Genomic DNA, 20,334 nt, shown 5'->3' with positions numbered 1-20,334 from the left:
TCAAGTCATGGCATGACGAAAAATTATAAGCTTGTGAGTGGATATTATTCCGGAAAGCCGGCAAGACCAATGCCACCTCTCCCAAAAACAAGGGCCGCAATCGCTTGCGGCCCTTTTGTGATTCTGTCTGTCAGCTCGCAGCCCGCCTGGCTTCTGCGCTGGCCGAGGCCAGCCGTTCGGCATAGGCCATCATCAGCGCGCCGGTGCCCTTGTGGTCGTCGGGGCGCAGGGGCTCGCTGAGGTAATAGGCGGGGGAGCCGTCGCGCACACGGCCGCCGAAACCGCCGAGTCCGGCCATCTCGCAGACATTCTGCAGACGGATGATGCCGTCCTCGCCCGCATAAAGCTGGGTGGTTTCGAGGCTGGTGAGTGCCTTGAGGCCGGGGGCGGCCAGATGGTCTCCCAGTCCCAGCCTTGCGCCCTTCATCAGCGCGTAGGCGAACATGGCGCTGGCCGAGGACTCTTCGTAGTTTCCGGGAAGCTCCGGCTGGTCGATCACCTGCAGCCACAGCCCGCTTTGCGGCCGGGCAAGGGCGGTGATGCGGGTGAGCAGGGAGGACGCCCGCTCTGCAAGACCGGATGAGGCGGCTTTTTCCGGCCCGATGAGGTCAATTACATCAACCAGGGCCATCGCCAGCCAGCCAAGAGCGCGGGCCCAGTGGGCGCGGGAGAGGCCGGTTTGCGGATCGGCCCAGTCCTGCGCCCGCGCTTCATCGATGGCGTGGGCGTAGAGGCCCGTTGCTGCCACATGGGTCAGGTCCAGCGCCCGGTTCAGCTGGGCAAGGGCATCGTCCACCAGGTCCGGCTTCTTGCGGGAAAGGCCGTATTCGATCTGGAAGGGCAGGCCCATGTAAAGCCCGTCGAGCCAGACCTGCTGCGGATAGCGCTTCTTGTGCCAGTAATTGCCGCCGGCGGTGCGCGGATGGCGGGTCAGCTGCCCGGCGAGATGCTCGATGGCAAGGCTCCAATGGGTGCCAGGGGCGGCCTTTTCGAGGAAGAACAGCACGCGCCCGGCCAGAATGTGGTCGATGTTGAACTCATCCTGGGTATAGCCTGCCAGCGCGCCATCCTCGCCAACCTGCGGTCCGATCAGCCGCAGCAATTCATCCCGCCAGACCTCCTGCGGCTGCTGGTCATGCAGCAGCGCCAGCCCACGGTAGACACAGCCGTCCTCGTAGCACCAGCTGCCATCCTTGGCGTAGGTGTAGCGGGACAGAAATTCCTTGAAATAGCGCGGGGTCATCGGGCCGTCCTGACTGCGAGGGAAAGCATCCGGGCTCATAAGCCGTGCCCGTCTTTCCGGTTGGAAGTGTCATGCAGGCCATCCGGCGCTGCGAAATCTGTGGCCAGCCTTCGCGGGGCTGGCGGGAAGGGGCAGCTATGCCGCCGGGCTGGCGCGGGCAGGGTGATGGCGCAGGTCCTCAACATGCGCGCCCTCGAACACCAGATCCTCGTGGCGCATCGCCGGAACATGATCGGCCATCACCGGCACGTCCGCTTTGGCCGCAGGATCATAGGAGGCCTCGACGCCGGAGATCCGGACAGGCCCCATCGGCGCTTCGGGCAGGCCGAGGAAGACGCCAAGCGCCAGACGCAGGTTGGTGACCTTGATGTTCTCGATGGTGATCGCGCCAATGGACGGCGTTTCGCCGGTGACGGGATGAGGCGCGCGGGACTGCACAAAATCCGAATGCCCGTCCGCATCGCAGAAATAGAAGGCATTGGCGGCGAAAGCCGTGTCCACGCCGTCCATGTCGCAGTCGGAGAAGCGGACATTGCCGACCGCGCCGCCACGCCCGCGCCGGGTCTTGATCCTGAGGCCCCGGTCGGTCTGACTGAAACTGCAATGCTCCACGGTCACATCATGCACGCCTCCCCCCATTTCAGAGCCAATGACAAGACCGCCATGGCCACGTTCCATGAGGCAATTGCGGACGGAAACTCTACGGGCCGGGGCCAGATGATCTCTGGCGCCTGTCTCTGGCACCGGCTTGCCGGCCTTGATGGCAATGCAGTCGTCGCCGACCGAAAAATGCACACCCTCGATCCGCACGCCCTCACAGCTTTCGGGGTTGAGGCCATCGGTATTGGGGGAGTCCGGCGGGTTCCAGATCCTGAGATCTGCCGCGATCAGATCCTTGCAGAACAGCGGGTGCACGGTCCACGAAGGGGAATTGCGAACCGTGATTCCTGCCAGCGTCACATGGGTGCAGCGGCTGAGGAACAGCGTGCGCGGGCGCCGTGCGCCGTTGCGGGTTTCCTTCGGCCAGCTCCACCAGCCGCCTTCCGCCCCGCCGCCATCAAGAAAGCCTTCGCCGCAGATGGTCAGCCATGTGCAGGAGGTTGCGGTAATAAGGCTGGCATAGGCCGCTTCCGGCACGCCCTCCCAGCTGGACAGGGGCAAGCCATCCTGATCCCGGGCAGGCAGAATCGGCCAGTTGCTGCGGTCATGGATGGCGGCAAGGCCGGAGTCTTTGGCGATCTCAAGGGTCATGCCGGACTTCAGCATCAGCGGCGAAGTGCGGTAAATGCCGCCAGCGATGCGCAGCGTGCCGCCGGAAGGCGTTGCCGCAATCGCCCGGGCAAGGGCTGTGCCGTTATCCTCAAGCGCCGGATCGGCGCCGTGGTCCCGGGCGTCGATCAGACCGAAACACTTCGGCATGGGGATGGTCAGAGGCTCTGCGCCTTCAATGGCAAGAACATAGTCTGCGCCGGGTGTAAGGCCGAAGATCGAAAACACCGCCCGGCCGGTAACCCCTTGCCGTGTTTCGCCGCTGCCTTGGTCCGTCAGAACCCAGGCAGCAGGCTCTGGCAGGTGATAGCGCGCACCCGGCACGTGATAGCGCAGCGTGATGTGCCTGGGGGAAATCGCGCTGAGGCAGAGGGAGCCGGTTGCGGGTTCGGTGGACATGGCGGGCGTATTCCTGCGTTGTGGCGGCCGGGAGACCTGATGCCTCCCGGCAGTTTTTGTGATGAAGCACGGCTTTAGCGGCAGCCGGAGCTTTTCCCGAAGCGCCCGCCGTCTCGCCGCAGCGCCCTTCTCCCCCCTTGAGGAGGAGAGGAGTTGGGTTGTGACTGGCAGTCCGGGGAGCTAACTCCCGGCGGCCTCTCCCCTCAGGAACGGAACTTCTTCAGGGCTCCGTTGATGCCGTCGATGATCTCTTCGGCAGCGGTCTGTGCATCGATCTGGCCGTAGGCGAATTCCTCCAGGGCGTCGATGAAGATGCTGCGGACTTCCGGGTGCTCGTTGAAGGGGGAGACCGTCGGTCCTGCGCCTGCGGTGACGATTGCGTTGGCGACGATCAGTTCCATCTCGGTCGAACCGGCATCAGCCAGAGCCTTGGCCGCCGTCTTGCTGGCGGGCAGGCCGCGCGAGCTGCCAAGGGCCTTGATGCCTTCCGGCTCGTTCAGAAGGCAGTTGACGATCTGGGCCGCAGCCTGCGGGTTCTTCGAGTTCTTGGAGATCGCAAACACCATGGAGGGCTTGCGGTAGACGCCTTCGGTCTTGGCGTCCGGGCTGGTCAGCAGCTTGACGGCCTCCAGCTTCTGGCCCTCCTGCAGCGGATCGGCATACTTTGAATAGGTGGAATCCCATTCATAGGAGCCTGCAATGCGGCCGTCGGCCCACTTCGGGCTTTCAAACAGGTTGACGTTGCCTTCCGCTGCCGCATCCTGCTGTGACATCACCACACCGCCCTCGACCATCTTGCCGTAGAAGTCGATGGCCGCGGCGAGCTCTTCCGGCGTCCAGGCTACGGTCGTGGTTTCCGGGTCGATCAGGTCCTTGCCGGTTGCCTGGGTGGCGCGCAGCGAGACGAGCAGAACGGCCGTCTCCTTGATGGCGTTCATCGGATAGGCATCCGGGCCAATCTTCTCCTTCAGCACCTTGGCGGCTGCAAAGAGATCATCCCAGGTGGAGGGCAGGGGCAGTCCGGCCTTCTGGAACGAGGTGGTGTTGAAGAAGAACACGCGGCCCGTGGTGGAAACGGGCAGGCCGTTCAACTTTCCGTTCATGCTGCCCGATGCCAGCTGGTCCTCGGTCCAGTTGCTGAGGTCGATATATTCGCTGAAGTCGTTCAGATCAGCAAAACCGTCGCCCTTGATCGAGAACAGCGGCAGCCAGGGCCAGTTGACCTGCATGATATCGGCTTCCGTGCGTCCGGCGATCTGCGTCGTCAGCTTCTCGAGGTGCCCGTCAAAACCGGTGAACTCCGGCGCAATCGTGTGGCCGTGTTTCTCGCCGCAGACTTTCAGCGCTTCCTGCGTCGCCTTGTGGCGGCTGTCCCCACCCCACCAGGACATGCGCAGATCCGCCGCCAGCAGGGGCGTGGCAAAGCTTGAGGCGAGCGCAAGGCTCACAAGGGCAGTTGCTGTCTTTCTCATGGTTTTCTCCTCCCGTTTTCCGCCGGAGCAGGGCGTCTGAACCCGGCTCCGGAAAGGTTTGAGCTGCCAGAGCTGCGTCAGCTGAGCGGGGCCAGCGAGACGTTCTCGCCGCTGTCCGCATCGAAGATGTGCAGGTTGCTCTCGATGGGCCGCACCGCCACCGCATCGCCGCGCTTCAGGCCCTGCGGTACCTCCGCCGCAGGAAGCACGGCCACCAGCGTGGTGCCGCCAAGATCCACATGCAGGTTCATTTCGTGGCCAAGGAACTCGATGGTCTGTACTTTGCCCGTTACGGCATTCTCTGTGCCGGCGGGCAGCAGGCCGAGATGCTGCGGGCGCATGCCGAGGGTGACCGGCCCTGCCTTGGCCGTCAGGCGGCGGGCAAGCTCCGGCCCGAAACCGAGCGTCTGGCCAGCCAGCGTCAGTGTCACCCCGTCGCCGCTGCCGCCGCTGCCGCCGAGCGTAGCGGGGACGAGGTTCATTTCCGGCATGCCGATGAAACCGGCGACGAAGGCATTGGCCGGCCGGTTATAGAGCGTGTGCGGATCGGCCACCTGCATGATATGCCCGTCCTTCATGACGCAGATCCGGTCGCCCATGGTCATGGCTTCGGTCTGGTCATGGGTGACATAGACCACCGTGGAGGACAGGCCGTTTGCCTTCAGCTGCTTGTGCAGGTCGGTGATGCGCACCCGCATCGAAGCGCGCAGCTTGGCGTCGAGGTTTGACAGAGGTTCGTCGAAGAGGAACACGTCCGGCTTCTTGATCAGCGCCCGGCCCACGGCCACACGCTGTGCCTGACCGCCGGACAGTTGCTTCGGCAGCCGTTCCAGCAGCTGGCCGATTTCCAGAATGCCGGACACCTCTTCCGTGGCCGCATCGATTTCCGCTGTCTTCTTTTTCTGCAGGCGCAGGCCGAAGGAGAGGTTCTTCTTCACCTTCATATGCGGGTAGAGTGCGTAGTTCTGGAACACCATGGCAATGCCGCGCTTGCCCGGGGGCAGGTCGTTGACGGTCTGGCCGCCGATGCGGATGGCACCGCCCGTCACCGTTTCAAGGCCCGCGATCATGCGCAGGGTGGTGGACTTGGCACAGCCCGACGGGCCGACCAGCACCATGAACTCACCGTCCTCCACGTCCAGGTTGATGCCATGGACCGCCTTGAAGCCGCTGCCGTAGACCTTTTCCAGGTTCTGAATCTGCAAACGTGCCATTAGCCTTTCACCCCACCGCTGGAGATGCCTTCAATGAAATGTTTCTGTGCGAGGAAGAACACGGCGAGCGCGGGCGTGATCGCCAGGACCGACATGGCCAGAATGCGGTTCCAGTCGAATGCTTCCGAGGTGTCGATGGACAGTTTCAGCGCCAGGCTGATCGGGTACTTGTCGATGGAGGACAGGTAGATCAGCGGGCCGAGGAAGTCGTTCATCGTCCACATGAACTGGAACAGGCACACCGAGATGAGCGCCGGGGCCAGCATGGGCACGACGATGTAGACGAGCACCTGCAGGGAGTTGGCGCCATCGACGCGGGCCGCCTCTTCCATGTCGCGCGGGATGGCCCGCAGGAACTGGATCAGCATGAAGACGAAGAAAGCGTCTCCTGCAAAGGCCGAGGGCACCCACAGCGGCAGATAGCTGTCGAGCCAGCCGAAATCGCGGAACAGCAGGTACTGCGGGATGCGGGTCACCACATTCGGCAGCAGCAGCGTGGCGATCAGCGTGACGAACAGGATCTTCTTGCCCGGAAAGTCGAAGCGGGCAAAGCCATAGGCCACTGCCGTGCAGGACACTGCCGTGGCGATGACCTTCGGGATGATGATCCAGGCCGTGTTCAGGAAGAAATGGCCGAAGGTGTAGGGCGTCGAGGTCTGCCAGCCCTTGATGTAGCCATCAAGGGTCGGGTTCTGCGGCCAGAAACCTGCACCGGAGAAGATCTCGGAGTTCGGCTTGAACGAGGCCCCGATGAGCCAGATCAGCGGGTAGAGCATCAGTACGCCGACCAGCGTCAGCAGTGTGTAGCGGATGATCGCCGAGATCCGCTGGCGGCGTTGCTGGCGGGCGGCAAAGGCGGCTGCGCCTGCATCGGGGGCGACGAAGGACGGGGACATCTCAGCTCCTCTTGTCGCCGGCGTAATAGACCCACTTCTTCGAGGACCAGAAGGCCATGAGGGTCAGCGCCATGATGATGATGAAAAGGACCCAGGCGACAGCGGAGGCATAGCCCATGTCGAACTTCTTGAAGGCCAGCTCGTAGATGTAGAGCGGCAGGAAGTAGGTGGCCTTGAGGGGGCCGCCCTGGGTGATGATGTAGGGGCCGTTGAACTCCTGAAACGCCTGGACCATCTGCATGACCAGATTGAAGAAGATCACCGGCGTGATGAGCGGCAGGGTGATGTGCCGGAAGGTGGACCAGGTGCCCGAGCCGTCGATGGCCGCCGCCTCATAGAGCGACTTGTCGATGGACTGGAGCGCGGCGAGGAAGATCACCATGGCCGAGCCGAACTGCCACATGCGCAGCAGCGTGATGGTGAAGAGCGCATTCGTCGGGTCGCCGAACCAGTTGACCGGGCCGAGCCCCACCACCGCCAGCGCCATATTGACGAGGCCTTCGGTGGAAAAGAGATAGCGCCACAACACCGCGATGGCGATCGAGCCACCCAGAATGGACGGCACGTAATAGGCCGTGCGGAACAGGTTGATGGCTTTCAGCTTGTAATTGAGGATGACCGCGATGAAGAGCGCAAAGGCCAGCTTCAGCGGCACCGTCAGCCCCACGTAGAGCAGGGTGACATTGAGAGAGCGGGTGAAGGTGCGGTCACGGGTGAACAGCTTTTCGAAATTGTCCATCCCGACCCAGTTCGGGCTGCTGACCAGATTGTAATCCGTGAAAGCGAGATAGAGCGACGCGCCGAAGGGCACGGCCGTGAACAGCAGCAGGCCGACGACATAGGGCGTGACATAGGCCAGGCCGAGGAAGCGGTTTTCTCCACCCATGTCAGATGGCCTCCGCTCTGATTGTAGCCCGGATCGCAAGACCTGAGGCGGTATCTGCTGCCGCAAAAGCGGTCAGGTTCACGCAGGAACAGGCCGTTCTGATAGGGTTTTCTGATGTTTTCAAATGCCAATCCGGCGAAGGGGCAAGGCTGCGCAAGGGCGCAGAGCTCCCGCCCGCAAAGCCGCCTCCTCCCATGGTGCGTCTCGCAAGGGTTGCGATAGTCATTTTGTGACAGAGACGATATTCTAACCGGCAAGCTGACCGAAATTGACGGACTGAAATAAAAGGATGGACAAAAACGTAGGTGATGTACTCGCCGGTCTGTCACCCGCCGCGCTGACGCTGGCTCTGGCCCGCTCGGCCATCAAGATGCAGCACTCGCGCGCCTGGCGCGTCGACAAGTCCAACGCGGTGCATGATCTGGTGATCTGCCTGACCGGGTCTGCGCGCTACGAGCTGGATGGGGTGGAACAGTCGCTGGCTCCGGGCATGGCCATGCTGATCCCGGCCGGCAGCCGCTTCGTTGGCGAGTCGCTCTCGGACGAGCTTTACACCGGTGTCGCCCAGCATTTCACGCTGACGCTGTTCGGCTCGGTGGATCTCATCGGCCAGATGAATCTCCGGCCCGTTGCCGCCTTCCGCCAGTGGGAGGTGATCGGCGCCATGGTGGCGCATTATCGCGACATGGCGCCGCTTTCGATGACGACGCTGGCGCAGCATCACCTCTTCATGGTGATCCTGCTCGCCTATATCGAGAGCGCGTTTCTCGGCTGGAAGGAAGGGGCGGGCGGGGCGCTGGACAGTCCCGATCAGCTGTCGGTGCATATCATGCTGGTGGCGGCCCGAATCGCCGCCGATCCCTTGAGCGCAGCCGCTCTGGAGAAGGCGCTCGGCTCCGTGCCCTTCAACGGCGATTATTTCCGCCGCGCCTTCCGCGCCCGCATCGGCCTGACGCCGCAGAAATTCCAGGAGCGCAAGCGCATGGAAATGGCCATGAACCTCCTGTCCTCCGGCCGCAAGGTGAAGGAAGTGGCGGCCATGATCGGCATCGCCGATCCCTATTACTTCTCCCGCCTGTTCAAGAAGCACCTCGGCGCCAGCCCCTCCTGCTACCGCCTCGACAGCCGCGACGGACCGGACGAGGTCTACGTGGATGACCCGGAAATTCTGGTGATTGATTGAATTGGTAGAGACCGGAATGAGCAGGATGTGAGAAACTACGCGGATCGCCGGGGTGTCTGGAGCTCTGCTTTGCGGCATTTCATCTGCCCTGTTTCCTCTCCATCGTCATCCCGGACGGAGCGAAGCAGAGATCCGGGACCGGAGAGCCAAGGCCTCTCGCCTGCTTTAATCCTTTGAAAAATTAAGCTTTTGCTCACCGGTCCCGGCTCGCGCTACGCTCCGTCCGGGATGATGATGGAGAGGGGATACCGGATGGAGAGGTCTCTGGCTGCTCTCCGGCTGGCACTGATGGTCCATCGACTGCCGGGTTCGCCAATTATCGGAGAACACCTCCCTACCTTGCATTTGGTCTTATTTTGGTATTATATCAGCTGCATCATATCTGGAGGCGGCAGCATGTATCTTCTGGGCGTGGATGGAGGCGGAACCGGGTGCCGGGTGCGGCTGGCGGCGGGGGATGGCACGGTGCTGGGGGAAGCCTCCGGCGGGCCGGCGAACATCGTCAGCAATCCGGAACAGGCCCGCGCCAATATTCTGGCGGCTGTTGATACACTGCTGGCGCCTGTGCTGGGCCGGAGTGTGATGGATGCAGAGGCGCCGCTGCCGGTCTGTGCCGTGCTGGGTGTGGCCGGGGGCGGCGTGCCTGCGGCGGCGGATGCCCTGCGGGAGCGGCTGCCCTTCACGACTGTCCGCGTCGTCAATGACGGCATAGCCGCGATAAGGGGCGCGCTCAGGTGCGGCGATGGCATTCTGGCGGCCATCGGCACCGGCTCCATCTTCGCCGTGCAGCGGCAGGGCGTCATCCGGCAGGTGGGCGGCTGGGGCTTTTACGTGATGGGCGACGAGGGCGGCGGCTCCTGGCTCGGCCGCCATGCGGTGCTGCGGGCGCTGAAAGCCATCGACGGCTTCCACCTCATCACGCCCTTCCTGCGGGACATTCTGGAACATGGCGGCGGGGCGCAGGCGATTGTCCGCAACGCGCCCTCAATGCGCCCGGACGAATTTGCTGCGCTGGTGCCGCTCATTCTGGCGGCAGCGCGGGCGGGAGACCCGGCGGCAGAGGCAGTGCTGGCGGCCGGTGTGGCTGAGGTTCGCGCCGCGATTGCCCTGCTGCAGCAGGGCGGCGAGGTGCCTGTAGTGTTTCTGGGTGGACTGGGGCCCACCTATGCAGCGGCGCTGGCGGGTGAATGGCCGCAGGCCGAGCCGCTGGGTTCAGCACTGGATGGGGCCATGTGGATGGCGTCGGAGGATCTGGCGGCACATGGATGACGTCTTCTCACCCGTTGCCGGAGCGGGGCCGCTTTACGCTGTGCTGCAGGGGCGGATTGAGGCGGCAATCCGGCAGGGCAGGCTTGTGCCCGGTGACGGCTTGCCGGCAGAGCGGGAAATTGCCGCGCGCACCGGCCTCAGCCGCGTGACCGTACGGCGCGCCATTGCCGAACTGGTGCGTCAGGGGCTCCTGGTGCAGCGGCGCGGCTCGGGCACCTATGTGGCCCGCCCGGTGGAGCGGTTCGAGATGGGCCTGTCGCAGCTCACGTCCTTTTCCGCCGACATGGCCCGGCGCGGGCGCGATTCCAGCTCGCAGATCCTCTCCGCCGCAACTGGCCCGGCTGCGCCTGAAGAAATGATGGCGCTGGGGCTGGGCGCGGCGGAGCAGGTGGCGCGGATCGAGCGTGTGCGCTGGTCCGGGGGCATGCCGATGGCGCTGGAGCGATCGGTTCTTTCCGCCGAAGTTCTGCCGGACCCGTCAGTCATGGGCGGCTCGCTCTATGCTTACTTGCGCGCCCGCGATCTTCTGCCCGTCCGTGCCGTGCAGCGCATGTCGGCGGTGAACCTGACGGCGGCGGAGGCTGACCTGTTGCAGATGGCGCCCGGCGCGGCAGGACTGAAGATCGAGCGCGTGGCTTATTTGCCCGGCGGCAAGGCGGTGGAATTCACCCGCTCCCTGTTCCGGGGCGATTCCTATGATTTTGCCGTTGAACTGAAGGCGGGAGACGAATGATGACCAGCACGACCCACATGGCCCGCGAGGTCGCCGAAATCCCCGTAGCCGCCGAGCGTTTCCTGCGTGAAGCCAGTGACAGCATTGCAGCGGCTGCAGCGGCGCTGCGGCAGCGGGATCCGGATTTTCTCGTCACCGTGGCGCGCGGCTCGTCCGATCACGCCGCATCCTACCTGAAATATGCGGTGGAACTGCAGGCCGGGCTGGCGGTGGCCTCGGCCGGGCCATCCATCGCGTCCATCTATGGACGCACCTTGCGTCTGAGGGCGGCGGCGGCCATCGGCATTTCCCAGTCGGGCCGCAGCCCGGATATCGTCGAGATGCTGCGCCGGGCGGGCGGGGGCGGGGCGCTGACCATCGCCATCACCAATGATGCCGCCTCGCCCATGGCGGACACGGCGGATCATTCCTTGCCAATCTGCGCGGGACCGGAGAAGAGCGTCGCCGCCACCAAGACCTACGTCAACTCCGTTCTGGCAGGCCTCGCCCTTCTGGCCGAATGGCAGGAAGATGCAGCTTTGCGGGAGGCGGTCACCCGCCTGCCGGAGCAGCTTGCCGCCGCGCTGCAACTGGACTGGACGCCCCTGTCCGGCCGTCTGGTGCGGGCGCAGTCGCTCTATGTGCTGGGCCGCGGGCCTCTCCTTGCCATTGCCAATGAAATGGCTCTCAAGTTCAAGGAGACCTCTGGCCTTCACGCCGAATCCTACAGCTCGGCCGAGGTTTTGCACGGCCCGGCGGCGATTGCCAGCGGCCGCTTCCCGGTGCTGGCTCTTGGGGTTGATGATGCGGCGCTGCCCCATGCGCGGGCAACGGCAGAGCGGCTGGCAGGGCAGGGGGCGGATGTGTTCGCAACCGGCTTTGATGCGCCCGGCTGCAACCGCCTGCCGGTTCTGGATGGGGTGCATCCGCTGACTGCGCCGCTGCTGCAAATTGCCGCCTTCTACCGGTTTGTGGAAGGCTTTGCCCTCCGGCGCGGCTTCAATCCGGATGTGCCGCCCCATCTCAACAAGGTCACGGAAACGCAGTGATGCGGACAGTTCTTCACGGCGCCCGGATTTTCGACGGCACCCGCCTGCGGGAGGGGATGAGCCTTGTCCTTTCCGGTGAAGCAATCGAGGCGCTGGCCCCCGAGGCAGAAGCGCGGGCGCTGGATGGCTCCCATGTGGAACTGCCCGGCGGTATCCTCTCCCCCGGCTTCCTCGATCTGCAGGTCAATGGCGGCGGCGGGGTGATGCTGGATGGCTCGGTGGACGAGGGCAAGCTGACCCGCATTCTCGATGCCCACCGGCATCTGGGCACTGCGGGCCTGCTGCCGACACTGATCACGGATACGCGGGAGGCCACACGGGCGGTGATTGAAACCGGCATCCGTGCGGCGCAGAAACAGCTCCCCGGCTTTCTTGGCATGCATCTGGAAGGCCCGCATCTCGATGTGCGGCGCAAGGGCGCTCATGATGCAGCGCTGATCCGCCCCATGGATGACGCTGATCTTGAGCTTCTGTGCCATGCCGCCCGTCATCTGCCGGTGTTGATGATCACCATTGCGCCGGAAGCGGTGCGCATGGACCAGATCGTCCGGCTGAAGGAAGCCGGTGCCATCCTCAGCATCGGCCACAGCGATTGCGCCTATGAGACGGCGCTTTCGGCCTTCGACCATGGGGTCACCTGCGCCACGCATCTGTTCAATGCCATGAGTCAGCTTGGCAACCGGGCGCCAGGGCTGGTGGGGGCCGTGCTGGACCGGCCAGTGGCGGCCGGTATCATTGCCGATGGCATCCACGTCAGCGCGCCGGCCCTGCGCATCGCCCTTGCGGCGAAGCAGGACGAAGGGCTGTTTCTGGTGACGGACGCCATGGCGGTGGCAGGAACGGATCTTGACGGTTTCACTCTCGGCGGGCGCAAGATTCTGCGCCGTGAAGGCCGGCTGACGCTGGAGGACGGCACTCTGGCTGGCGCCGATGTGAGCCTGCCGCAGGCGCTGCGCTATCTTAAGTCATACACGGACTTGCCGCTTGAAACGCTGCTGGCCATGGTCACGAGCCGTCCGGCAAAAGTGGCGGGGCTTGGCAGCATCCATGGTGTGCTTGCGGCAGGACGCCGCGCCGATGTGCTGCATCTGACGGATGATCTCAGCCTTGCCGCCGTCTGGCATGGCGGGGCTCTCCTCCAAAGGGAGTAGGCTGGGGCGCTGTCATTCCCTTGACGTAAACGGAAATCCGCAGCACTCTCGCTCTCCCATCTGATGCGAAAGGTGCTGCCATGCCGTTGCCCGCAAGTCTCCAGGGCCGTCTCAAGATCCCGGCGATTGCCTCGCCCATGTTTCTGGCGTCCGGCCCCGATCTGGTGGTGGAAACCTGCAAGGGCGGTATGATCGGCACGTTTCCGGCGCTGAACCAGCGCACAACGGAAGGCTATGCCGCCTGGCTGGAGGAAATCGCCTCGCGGCTCGATGGCGTGGAAGGCGCTGCGCCCTTCGGCATCAACCTCATCGTCCACCGGTCCAACTCCCGCGTCGAAGTGGATCTGGCAAAGACGGTGGAGCACAAGGTGCCGCTGGTCATAACCTCGCTGGGGGCGGTGAAGGACGTGGTGGATGCGGTGCATTCCTATGGCGGGCTCGTCTTCCATGACGTGATCAACGCACGGCACGCGGAAAAGGCGGCGGCGGCCGGGGTGGATGGCATTATCGCGGTTGCCTGCGGCGCGGGCGGCCATGCAGGCACCCTCAATCCCTTCGCGCTGATTTCCGAAATCCGCTCTGTCTGGTCCGGCACGCTGGTGCTGGCCGGTGCCATCAATACTGGTGCGCAAGTGCTTGCGGCCCGCGCCATGGGCGCGGACATGGCCTATCTCGGCACCCGCTTTCTGGCAACGCAGGAGGCGATGATCGAGCCGGACTTCAAGAACATGATCGTCGAAAGCGATGCCAGCGACATTCTCTACACCCCCGCCATCAGCGGCGTGAATGCCAATTTCCTCAAGCCCAGCATCATCCGCGCCGGGCTTGATCCCGACAACCTGCCGCAGGCTGGCAAGATGAACCTCGAGCATGAAGCCAAGGCCTGGAAGACCGTCTGGTCCGCCGGGCAGGGCACCGGCGGCATCCACGACATTCTGCCTGCCGGGGACCTCGTGGCGCGGCTGATCCGCGAATATGACGAGGCGAAACAGATGATCGCCGGCTGACGGGCTCTGTACTGCAGTTCAGATTGGCTCGGCTTTCGCCATGAGGCGGACCAGCGCCAGCACCGACACCGTGGAAATGAGCGCTGCCAGCACGAGGGCGGCAAGGGCGGCGGAGGTGCCAAGCTGCTCCTTCAGGAAGATCACGGTAAAGGGCGCCGCTGCGGACAGAACCATGCGGATGCCTGAGAGGGTGCCGGTGCGCCGTCCATAGCCTTCCGGCCCGAAATAATGCAGCGGCAGCATGCCCCGGACGATGGATGTGAGGCCCTGGCCGGCCCCATAGGTGATGGCAAAGGCAAAGAGCAGGACAGGCGCCGGCGCGAACACGGTTCCGGCGAGAAGCACAAGCCCCAGCGTCAGGGCGAGGGCGGCGATGACGGCGGTCGCTGGCGGTGAAAACAGATTGCGCCGGAGATATTCAATCAAACGGGCGGCGACCTGCGAAGGGCCGATGCAACTGGCGGCCGCGATGGCCGTCGCCGTTGCAAAGCCCAGGTCCCCCAGCAGCACCAGCAGCGCCGCTCCGACGGCGGACATGACGAAGCCGCCGCTGGCAAAACTGATGGCCAGAAGCGCCATCGGGCGGGGATCCGGCCGTGGAGGGCGCGCCTGCGAGACCTGCGAAGTCCGGGGAGAGGCAGAGGAGGCCGACGGCTCCGGCCGGTCCGGCTGGCCCTGTCTTCCCTTCGGCCCCTGTCTTCCCTTCGGCCCCTGTCTTCCCTTCGGCATGGTCAGGTGAATCGGCAGTGCGATGACGAGGTTCATCGCGGCCAGCACCAGATAGACCTCCCGCCAGCTCATCAGCGTCAGCAGCCACTGGAGCAGCGGCCAGAACAGGGTGGAGGCAAAGCCCGCGATCAGGGTGACAAGAGTGATTTCGGCCCGGGCATTGCGGCCATAACGCTGTGCAAGAGCCGCAAAGCCTGCATCATATTGCACGGCAATGGCCACGAATTCGGCGAGCAGTGCGATGACGATGAATTGCCAAGCGTTTTCCATCACGGAAATCAGGGCAAGGGTCAGCGCCGCAAAGACAGACCCGAGGCTCATCACCGGCCGGGCGCCATATGTGTCGATCATCCGGCCGATGACCGGGGCGGACACGGCCCCGGCCAGCAGCCCGGCCGAGAAGATCGCAAAGACGAAACTCTCCGTCCAGCGGAACGCACGGGCTATTTCGGGTGCCAGAACGGAGAAGGAGTAATAGAGCGTTCCGTAACCGATGGTCATGGAAACACCCAGACCAAGGGTCGAGGGCGATATTTTCATGAGAGCCGCGAATAGCCGAGTCCTGTTTCGCCAGCATGACAGCGGTCCATGCCGGCGTCACCTCTCTTCAGAGCCAGGGGCGGCTGTAAAACTCAGATCCCCTGCAGCAGGTCGCGCAGCATGTGGGTGATGAGGTCGATGCGCCCGAGAGCTTCGCGCAGCTCGTCCTGATCCCGGTGGTTCAGCCGCGCAACTTCCACCCGGTTGCACGGCGCGATGCCCGCTTCCAGATCGTTGATCTGCTGGGTGAGGATCAGGCGGATGAGGAAGCCGTGGATATTGGCGAGGATTTCCGCGTCCGCCTGCGACCGCCCGGCGTGATGTGCGGCCTGCAGGATACGCTCGGGCGTGGAAAGGGCCGTCACCCCGTGGCGCAGCGCAATCGCCCGGGCCCCGGCGACAATGGGCAGAAGCCCGCCGGACTTGAGATCGACCCGCCCCTGATCATCCTTGCGGATGCGCCCGAAGAGGCCCAGCGGCGGGGCATGCGAGGCGGCGGTTTCGCCCAGGGCCCTGACCAGCGCAAGCGAGCCGCGCGCGGTATCCGCCGCAAAATGGCGCAGGGTTTCCGCCAGTCGCGCGCCGGTGCTGCCGGACACATGGGCGGGGGTGAAGTCGTAGAAAATATCCACATTGAGCAGCGCCTGCGGAGAAGGGTGATGGGCCCATTCCTCCACCTGGTGCTGCCATTCTCCCAGGCGCCGGCGCCACTGGATGTTGCGCGCCATCACACCGCCCTTGCAGTAGGGAATGCCCGCCCGGTCAAGGATCTCGTTCAGCCGTGTGGCAAAGCGGAAGAACCAGTCATCGGGCGAGGTCAGGTCGCCATTGTAGTCATCGGCAATCAGCAGGGCATTGTCCTGATCGGGGGCCAGCATGCTTTCCCCGCGCCCGCCGGAGCCCAGCATCAGCACCGCATAGGCGGCGGGGGCAGGGCCCGCCCCGGCAGCCTCCAGCTCGGCCTCGGCTATTTCGGCGGCGCGGGCGGTCATGGCCTTGTTCTCGGCCGAGATGATGGCGCAGACCTGCCGCGCATCCTGCCCGTCGGCGAGAAGCCCGGCCGCCAGAGTGGGCAGGGCGGATTGCACCTTGGCCAGATCGCGCGGGCGCCCGGCCATGGCGATCTCGTCGCCCACGGTGAGTGTCGCCAGCGCCCGCTCGCGCAGGAGCGTGCGCAGGGTGAAAATGCCGGCCAGACGTCCACCGTCATCGCTCACCCCGAGATAGCGCAGGTTCTTGCGGGCCATCAGCCCGAGGGCGCGGTAGAGAAAGGTGTCGGCCGGGGCGCTGATCACCGGAAAGCTCATCAGGGCGCCAACCTTCAGCTTGCCCGCCTCCGCACCGCGCGCCGCCAGCGCATGCAGCACGTCGCGTTCGCTCAGGATGCCCGGCTCTCCGGCCTCCCGCGTCACGATCAGGCAGCCAATGTGGCAGGCCGCCATCAGCTGGGCGGCACTGTGCAGATCGGCGGTCTCGCTGATCGAAATTGGCGGGCTGCTCATCACGTCGCCCAGCCGGTTGCGGTAAAGATAGCTGTCGATAGCCCGCTGGGTGCCCTGTCTCAGGGCGAGGCGGGAGAAGTCGTGCTGTTCGCGCGGCCGGTCAAACCAGCCCGCTTCCTCCTGGCGGGCAATCAGGCTTTGCGGCTTGCGGCAGAGGTTTTCGGCCTCCGCCAGCGTGCGGATGCCGCTGGCCAGCAGCCGGTTCTGCAGGCCCGCATAGACACGGGCTGTCGCCATCGCATCGCCCAGCGCCGTGTGGCGGCCCTCGATGGCAATGCCGAGACTGAGGGCAAGGCTGTCCAGCGAGGTGTCAATGAGGGAGCGGTCGAGGCCCGCCACCATCAGCGCCACATCGAGCGCCTTGGGCTCTGTCCATTTTACCCCGTGCCGGTCCGCCTCGTGGCGCAGAATGGCCAGGTCGAAATGGATGGAATGACCCACCACCACCGCATCGCCGATGAAGGCGGCCAGTTGCGGCAGAACCTCGGCAATCCCCGGCTTTCCGGACACATCCGCATCAGACAGGCCATGGATGCGCCGGGCCACATCGGGGATCGGCATATGGGGGTCAACGATGACGTTGAAGACCGCCTCGTCCTGGATCTCCCGGCCATAGAGCCGGACGGCCCCGATCTGCACCACCCGGTCGGAGCGCACGTCCAGCCCCGTGGTCTCGGTGTCGAGGACCACGGTGTTGAGTGCGATGAGCGGCGTGACCGGACTGACGGGCTGCTTCAAGCGGCCTTCTCCCCGGCGAGGGCGCAGAGCTGGCGGGCAAAGGCTGCAAGGTCGATCCGCTTGCGCAAGGAGGCCTGGTAATCAATGAAGCGGAAGGCCACGTTGTTGACCACCATCATCTTGTCCGCTGCGCGCACATCATCGGTGATGGGGGCATGCTGCAGCAGCCGCAGCGCCGTCGCCGTGGTGATGGCGTCGGGCGAGAGCGGCGTCTTGTCCATCAGGTGGGCAAGCCGGGCGTCAAACTCTGCTTCCACATCTCCCCAGCCCCGGTCCTTGCGGTGCTCCGGCAGGTCTTCGCTGGCCAGCACCTCGCGGTAGAGGCGGGACAGGATGGCTGCCCGCTCCTGCGGCGGCGCCGGCAGCAGGGGGCGCACCTCCGCCTCGATGATCAGGATGATATCCTGCGCTGCAACGGCAAAGCCTTCCCATTTGCAGATCTGCAGCGCGAATCCGAAATCCGCATCCTGGAAAAGTTTCGGCCCTGCCAGCAGCGAACGGGCCCGCAAGTAGGAGTAGCTGGCGCCTTGCGCCAGGAAGGCGGCGCCTGCCCGGATGGCTTCCACAGCGGAAGCCCAGTCTGAACGCTGCCGTCTCGGCAGGATGGATCCAATTAAATCAAGCACTTGAATGTGATCCTCCCATGTTTCAGCTATTGTTTGCCTGCTGAATTAGTCTTTAGGATAACTTCACATGATGAGTGTGAAGGGAATAGTCTCAAGGTGCAAGTATCTCCGCACTGCAATATAGAAAATTGCTGCTCTTGCGAAAAGCTTGAAGTATTAGACTTTAGTCTAGGGGAATATTGCGTGGGGGGAACGGGCCGTGCCGGCATGCTGGCTGTTGCGGCCCCTGATGCGTTTACGGGAGGAATGACCTTGACCGACAAGCTGCCGCCGGAAGTTGCAGCAGCCCACTGGAGCAAGACACGCGGTCTCATGTGGACCACGCTTGCGATCTGGGCTGTCTTCAGCTTCCTGATCCACATCTTCGTAACGCCGCTGAACAGCGTCGTGATCCTTGGGTTCCCGCTCGGCTTCTACATGGCTGCGCAGGGCTCGCTCATCATCTTCGTCGTGCTGATCTTCTGGTTCTCAAGCCGCCAGAACGCCATCGACGAGGAATTCGGCGTCGCCGAAGACTGAGGGGGGCTGCACCATGGCATTGAGCATGAAAGGTGACTTCACCGACAACCTCGGCAAGATCTATTCGGTCTATGTCGGCGGCTTTGCGTTCTTCGTCTTCCTGATGGCCATTTTCGAGGCGCTGGGTGTTCCCGACCGCTTCATCATGTGGAGCTACATGGCGGCGACCATCGGCATCTATGCCTTCATCGGCATCATGTCGCGAACGGCGCAGGTCTCGGAATATTACGTTGCCGGGCGCTCCGTTCCGGCCATCTACAACGGCATGGCGACCGGCGCCGACTGGATGTCCGGCGCCAGCTTCGTCGGGATGGCCGGCACGCTCTTCGTGCTGGGCTATGACGGTCTTGCCTATGTTCTGGGCTGGACCGGCGGTTACGTGCTGGTGGCTGTGCTTCTGGCACCCTACCTGCGCAAGTTCGGCGCCTACACGGTTCCGGACTTTCTCGGCACCCGCTACGGCGGCAACGCGGCCCGCCTCGTCGGCATCGTCGTGCTGTTCGCCTGCTCTTTCACCTACATCACCGCACAGGTCTATGCCTCCGGCATCATCGCCTCTCAGTTCCTCGGTATCGATTTCGGTATCGCGGTGTTTGCAGGCCTTGCCGGCATTCTCGTCTGCTCCATGCTGGGCGGCATGAAGGCTGTGACCTGGACGCAGGTGGCCCAGTACATCGTGCTGATCGTGGCCTATCTGCTTCCGGCGATTTGGATGTCGACGGTGCAGTTCGGCATTCCGCTGCCGCAGCTCACCTATGGCGGCGCCCTGACCCAGATTGCCGAATACGAGGCGCTCCTTGGCGTTGCCAAAGCGCACGTGGCACCCTTCGTCAACCTGACGCCGCTCGACTACTTCAGCCTGATCTTCTGTCTGATGGTCGGAACGGCCTCTCTGCCGCATATCCTCATGCGCTTCTTCACGACACCGACGGTGCGTGAAGCACGCAAGTCGGTGGGCTGGTCGCTGTTCTTCATCTTCCTGCTGTACTTCACGGCACCGGCCTACGCTGCCTTCTCGAAGTTCAACCTGATGGGTCTCTTCGTCGGGGCAGGGGCGGAAGCACAGTATCAGCTCGCCTATTCCGCCATCCCGGCGTGGATGCTGGAATGGGGTTCGATCGCCGGCCACCAGCTGGTGACGATCTGCGGCGTGAAAGCTGAAACGGTCGCGGCCATTCAGGCGGCCTGCGAGGCCAAGGGCTTTGCCAATGGCTTCCCCTATGGCGAACTGAAGCTCAACAACGACATGATCGTGCTCTCGACCCCGTCGATTGCCGGCATGCCGGTGTGGGTTGTCGGTCTCGTCGGTGCCGGCGGCTTTGCTGCAGCCCTGTCGACCGCCGATGGCCTGCTGCTCGCCATCGCCAACGCCCTGTCCCACGACGTCTACTACAAGATGATCGATCCGAAGGCCGACGCAAAGCGCCGCCTGATGATCTCCAAGATCCTTCTTGTCGCCGTCGCTCTGGCCGCTGCCTTCCTGGCACGCACCAAACCGTCGGACATCCTGTCCATGGTGGCATGGGCCTTCTCAATCGCCGCTGCGGGGCTCTTTGCGCCGCTGGTGCTGGGAGTCTGGTGGAAGCGCGCGACCAATCTGGGCGGCATTCTGGGCATGATCGCCGGTTTCGGCGTCACCATGTACTACCTGATCGGCAACGTGTACGGCTTTGACTTCGTCAAGGGCACGGGCGACGAGATCAGCTGGTTTGGCGTCAAGGCCATCTCGGCTGGTATCTTCGGTGTGCCGGTGGCCTTCGTCGTCACCTATGTGGTGTCGCTGGTCACGCCTGCCCCCAGCCAGGAGATGCAGGACTTCGTTGACCGCTTGCGTCTGCCGAAAGGCGGTACCATGATGGTCGCAGGGCACTGATCTGCCAAAAGAGAAGATGGCGCAGGGTCTTTGGACCCTGCGCCTTTTTCGTCTCTG

Annotated in this window: 17 protein-coding genes; 8 read left to right on the top strand and 9 right to left on the bottom strand. The window is 64.0% G+C overall.

The window, feature by feature from the left end; translation table 11 throughout:
• Positions 1 to 130: 130 nt before the first annotated feature.
• The 6 genes from ASC48_RS13635 to ASC48_RS13610 form a co-directional block, all read right to left on the bottom strand.
• On the bottom strand, positions 131 to 1,243 hold the full coding sequence (locus ASC48_RS13635) for a glycoside hydrolase family 88/105 protein (RefSeq protein ID WP_055456298.1): 1,113 nt from the start codon (positions 1,241 to 1,243) through the stop codon (positions 131 to 133).
• 135 nt (positions 1,244 to 1,378) lie between these two features.
• A complete protein-coding gene (gene pglA / locus ASC48_RS13630) occupies positions 1,379 to 2,911 on the bottom strand; it encodes a polygalacturonase PglA (RefSeq protein ID WP_055456297.1) in 1,533 nt (510 codons plus the stop codon).
• 203 nt (positions 2,912 to 3,114) lie between these two features.
• Positions 3,115 to 4,383, bottom strand: coding sequence for an ABC transporter substrate-binding protein (locus tag ASC48_RS13625; RefSeq protein WP_055456296.1), 1,269 nt, complete (start codon positions 4,381 to 4,383; stop codon positions 3,115 to 3,117).
• Between the two features lie 77 nt (positions 4,384 to 4,460).
• On the bottom strand, positions 4,461 to 5,597 hold the full coding sequence (locus ASC48_RS13620) for an ABC transporter ATP-binding protein (RefSeq protein WP_055456295.1): 1,137 nt from the start codon (positions 5,595 to 5,597) through the stop codon (positions 4,461 to 4,463).
• Positions 5,597 to 6,493: a carbohydrate ABC transporter permease gene (locus tag ASC48_RS13615; RefSeq protein WP_055456294.1), complete on the bottom strand. Its 897-nt coding sequence runs from the start codon at positions 6,491 to 6,493 to the stop codon at positions 5,597 to 5,599. Before ASC48_RS13615 ends, ASC48_RS13620 begins: the two co-directional genes overlap by 1 nt.
• Position 6,494: 1 nt before the next feature.
• Entirely contained in the window at positions 6,495 to 7,379 is an 885-nt protein-coding gene (locus ASC48_RS13610; RefSeq protein WP_055456293.1) for a carbohydrate ABC transporter permease, read from the bottom strand.
• 289 nt (positions 7,380 to 7,668) lie between these two features.
• On the opposite strand from ASC48_RS13610, the gene ASC48_RS13605 reads away from it, so the two are divergent.
• The 6 genes from ASC48_RS13605 to ASC48_RS13580 all read left to right on the top strand — a co-directional run bounded on the left by ASC48_RS13605 (position 7,669) and on the right by ASC48_RS13580 (position 13,750).
• Positions 7,669 to 8,562, top strand: a complete 894-nt coding sequence (locus ASC48_RS13605) for a helix-turn-helix transcriptional regulator (protein WP_055456292.1) — start codon at positions 7,669 to 7,671, stop codon at positions 8,560 to 8,562.
• 396 nt (positions 8,563 to 8,958) lie between these two features.
• The gene (locus tag ASC48_RS13600) at positions 8,959 to 9,831 is read left to right on the top strand and encodes a glucosamine kinase nucleotide-binding domain-containing protein (protein ID WP_055456291.1); all 873 of its coding nucleotides are present in this window, start codon (positions 8,959 to 8,961) and stop codon (positions 9,829 to 9,831) included.
• On the top strand, positions 9,824 to 10,564 hold the full coding sequence (locus ASC48_RS13595) for a GntR family transcriptional regulator (protein WP_055456290.1): 741 nt from the start codon (positions 9,824 to 9,826) through the stop codon (positions 10,562 to 10,564). The genes ASC48_RS13600 and ASC48_RS13595 overlap by 8 nt, the downstream gene beginning before the upstream one ends.
• Complete coding sequence (locus tag ASC48_RS13590; RefSeq protein WP_208975720.1) at positions 10,564 to 11,592, top strand: SIS domain-containing protein; 1,029 nt, start codon at positions 10,564 to 10,566, stop codon at positions 11,590 to 11,592. The genes ASC48_RS13595 and ASC48_RS13590 overlap by 1 nt, the downstream gene beginning before the upstream one ends.
• Positions 11,592 to 12,743 carry an N-acetylglucosamine-6-phosphate deacetylase gene (gene nagA / locus ASC48_RS13585; RefSeq protein ID WP_055456288.1) on the top strand — a complete coding sequence of 384 codons (1,152 nt, stop codon included), beginning with the start codon at positions 11,592 to 11,594 and terminating at the stop codon, positions 12,741 to 12,743. Before ASC48_RS13590 ends, nagA begins: the two co-directional genes overlap by 1 nt.
• Positions 12,744 to 12,823: 80 nt before the next feature.
• The gene (locus tag ASC48_RS13580; protein WP_055456287.1) at positions 12,824 to 13,750 is read left to right on the top strand and encodes an NAD(P)H-dependent flavin oxidoreductase; all 927 of its coding nucleotides are present in this window, start codon (positions 12,824 to 12,826) and stop codon (positions 13,748 to 13,750) included.
• Between the two features lie 18 nt (positions 13,751 to 13,768).
• Here ASC48_RS13580 and ASC48_RS13575 read toward each other — a convergent pair whose 3' ends face one another.
• From ASC48_RS13575 to ASC48_RS13565, 3 genes are all read right to left on the bottom strand, one after another.
• Positions 13,769 to 14,980 (bottom strand): MFS transporter, encoded by a 1,212-nt coding sequence (locus tag ASC48_RS13575; protein WP_244270058.1) that lies wholly within the window; start codon positions 14,978 to 14,980, stop codon positions 13,769 to 13,771.
• A 131-nt stretch (positions 14,981 to 15,111) separates the two neighbouring features.
• Positions 15,112 to 17,259 (bottom strand): DUF294 nucleotidyltransferase-like domain-containing protein, encoded by a 2,148-nt coding sequence (locus ASC48_RS13570; protein WP_055456285.1) that lies wholly within the window; start codon positions 17,257 to 17,259, stop codon positions 15,112 to 15,114.
• Entirely contained in the window at positions 17,256 to 17,885 is a 630-nt protein-coding gene (locus ASC48_RS13565; RefSeq protein WP_055456284.1) for a hypothetical protein, read from the bottom strand. The genes ASC48_RS13570 and ASC48_RS13565 overlap by 4 nt, the downstream gene beginning before the upstream one ends.
• A 246-nt stretch (positions 17,886 to 18,131) precedes the next feature.
• Here ASC48_RS13565 and ASC48_RS13560 point away from each other — a divergent pair, with 246 nt between their 5' ends.
• Both ASC48_RS13560 and ASC48_RS13555 read left to right on the top strand, forming a co-directional pair.
• Positions 18,132 to 18,404 (top strand): DUF4212 domain-containing protein, encoded by a 273-nt coding sequence (locus ASC48_RS13560; RefSeq protein ID WP_055456283.1) that lies wholly within the window; start codon positions 18,132 to 18,134, stop codon positions 18,402 to 18,404.
• Between the two features lie 13 nt (positions 18,405 to 18,417).
• Positions 18,418 to 20,277 (top strand): sodium:solute symporter family protein, encoded by a 1,860-nt coding sequence (locus ASC48_RS13555; protein ID WP_055456282.1) that lies wholly within the window; start codon positions 18,418 to 18,420, stop codon positions 20,275 to 20,277.
• The last annotated feature ends 57 nt before the right edge of the window (positions 20,278 to 20,334 follow it).

The sequence above is a fragment of the Pannonibacter indicus genome (genome assembly GCF_001418225.1).
Lineage (GTDB): Bacteria > Pseudomonadota > Alphaproteobacteria > Rhizobiales > Stappiaceae > Pannonibacter > Pannonibacter indicus.
This window is presented reverse-complemented; position numbering and strand designations above follow the sequence as displayed.

Coding starts and splice junctions, on each gene's coding strand:
- ASC48_RS13595 (WP_055456290.1), top strand. CDS start 9,824: ATGGATGACGTCTTCTCACCCGTTGCCGGAGCGGGGCCGCTTTACGCT.
- ASC48_RS13615 (WP_055456294.1), bottom strand. CDS start 6,493: ATGTCCCCGTCCTTCGTCGCCCCCGATGCAGGCGCAGCCGCCTTTGCC.
- ASC48_RS13610 (WP_055456293.1), bottom strand. CDS start 7,379: ATGGGTGGAGAAAACCGCTTCCTCGGCCTGGCCTATGTCACGCCCTAT.
- pglA (WP_055456297.1), bottom strand. CDS start 2,911: ATGTCCACCGAACCCGCAACCGGCTCCCTCTGCCTCAGCGCGATTTCC.
- ASC48_RS13590 (WP_208975720.1), top strand. CDS start 10,564: ATGACCAGCACGACCCACATGGCCCGCGAGGTCGCCGAAATCCCCGTA.
- ASC48_RS13600 (WP_055456291.1), top strand. CDS start 8,959: ATGTATCTTCTGGGCGTGGATGGAGGCGGAACCGGGTGCCGGGTGCGG.
- ASC48_RS13560 (WP_055456283.1), top strand. CDS start 18,132: ATGACCTTGACCGACAAGCTGCCGCCGGAAGTTGCAGCAGCCCACTGG.
- ASC48_RS13580 (WP_055456287.1), top strand. CDS start 12,824: ATGCCGTTGCCCGCAAGTCTCCAGGGCCGTCTCAAGATCCCGGCGATT.
- ASC48_RS13620 (WP_055456295.1), bottom strand. CDS start 5,597: ATGGCACGTTTGCAGATTCAGAACCTGGAAAAGGTCTACGGCAGCGGC.
- ASC48_RS13575 (WP_244270058.1), bottom strand. CDS start 14,980: ATGACCATCGGTTACGGAACGCTCTATTACTCCTTCTCCGTTCTGGCA.
- ASC48_RS13635 (WP_055456298.1), bottom strand. CDS start 1,243: ATGACCCCGCGCTATTTCAAGGAATTTCTGTCCCGCTACACCTACGCC.
- ASC48_RS13555 (WP_055456282.1), top strand. CDS start 18,418: ATGGCATTGAGCATGAAAGGTGACTTCACCGACAACCTCGGCAAGATC.
- ASC48_RS13605 (WP_055456292.1), top strand. CDS start 7,669: ATGGACAAAAACGTAGGTGATGTACTCGCCGGTCTGTCACCCGCCGCG.
- ASC48_RS13625 (WP_055456296.1), bottom strand. CDS start 4,383: ATGAGAAAGACAGCAACTGCCCTTGTGAGCCTTGCGCTCGCCTCAAGC.
- nagA (WP_055456288.1), top strand. CDS start 11,592: ATGCGGACAGTTCTTCACGGCGCCCGGATTTTCGACGGCACCCGCCTG.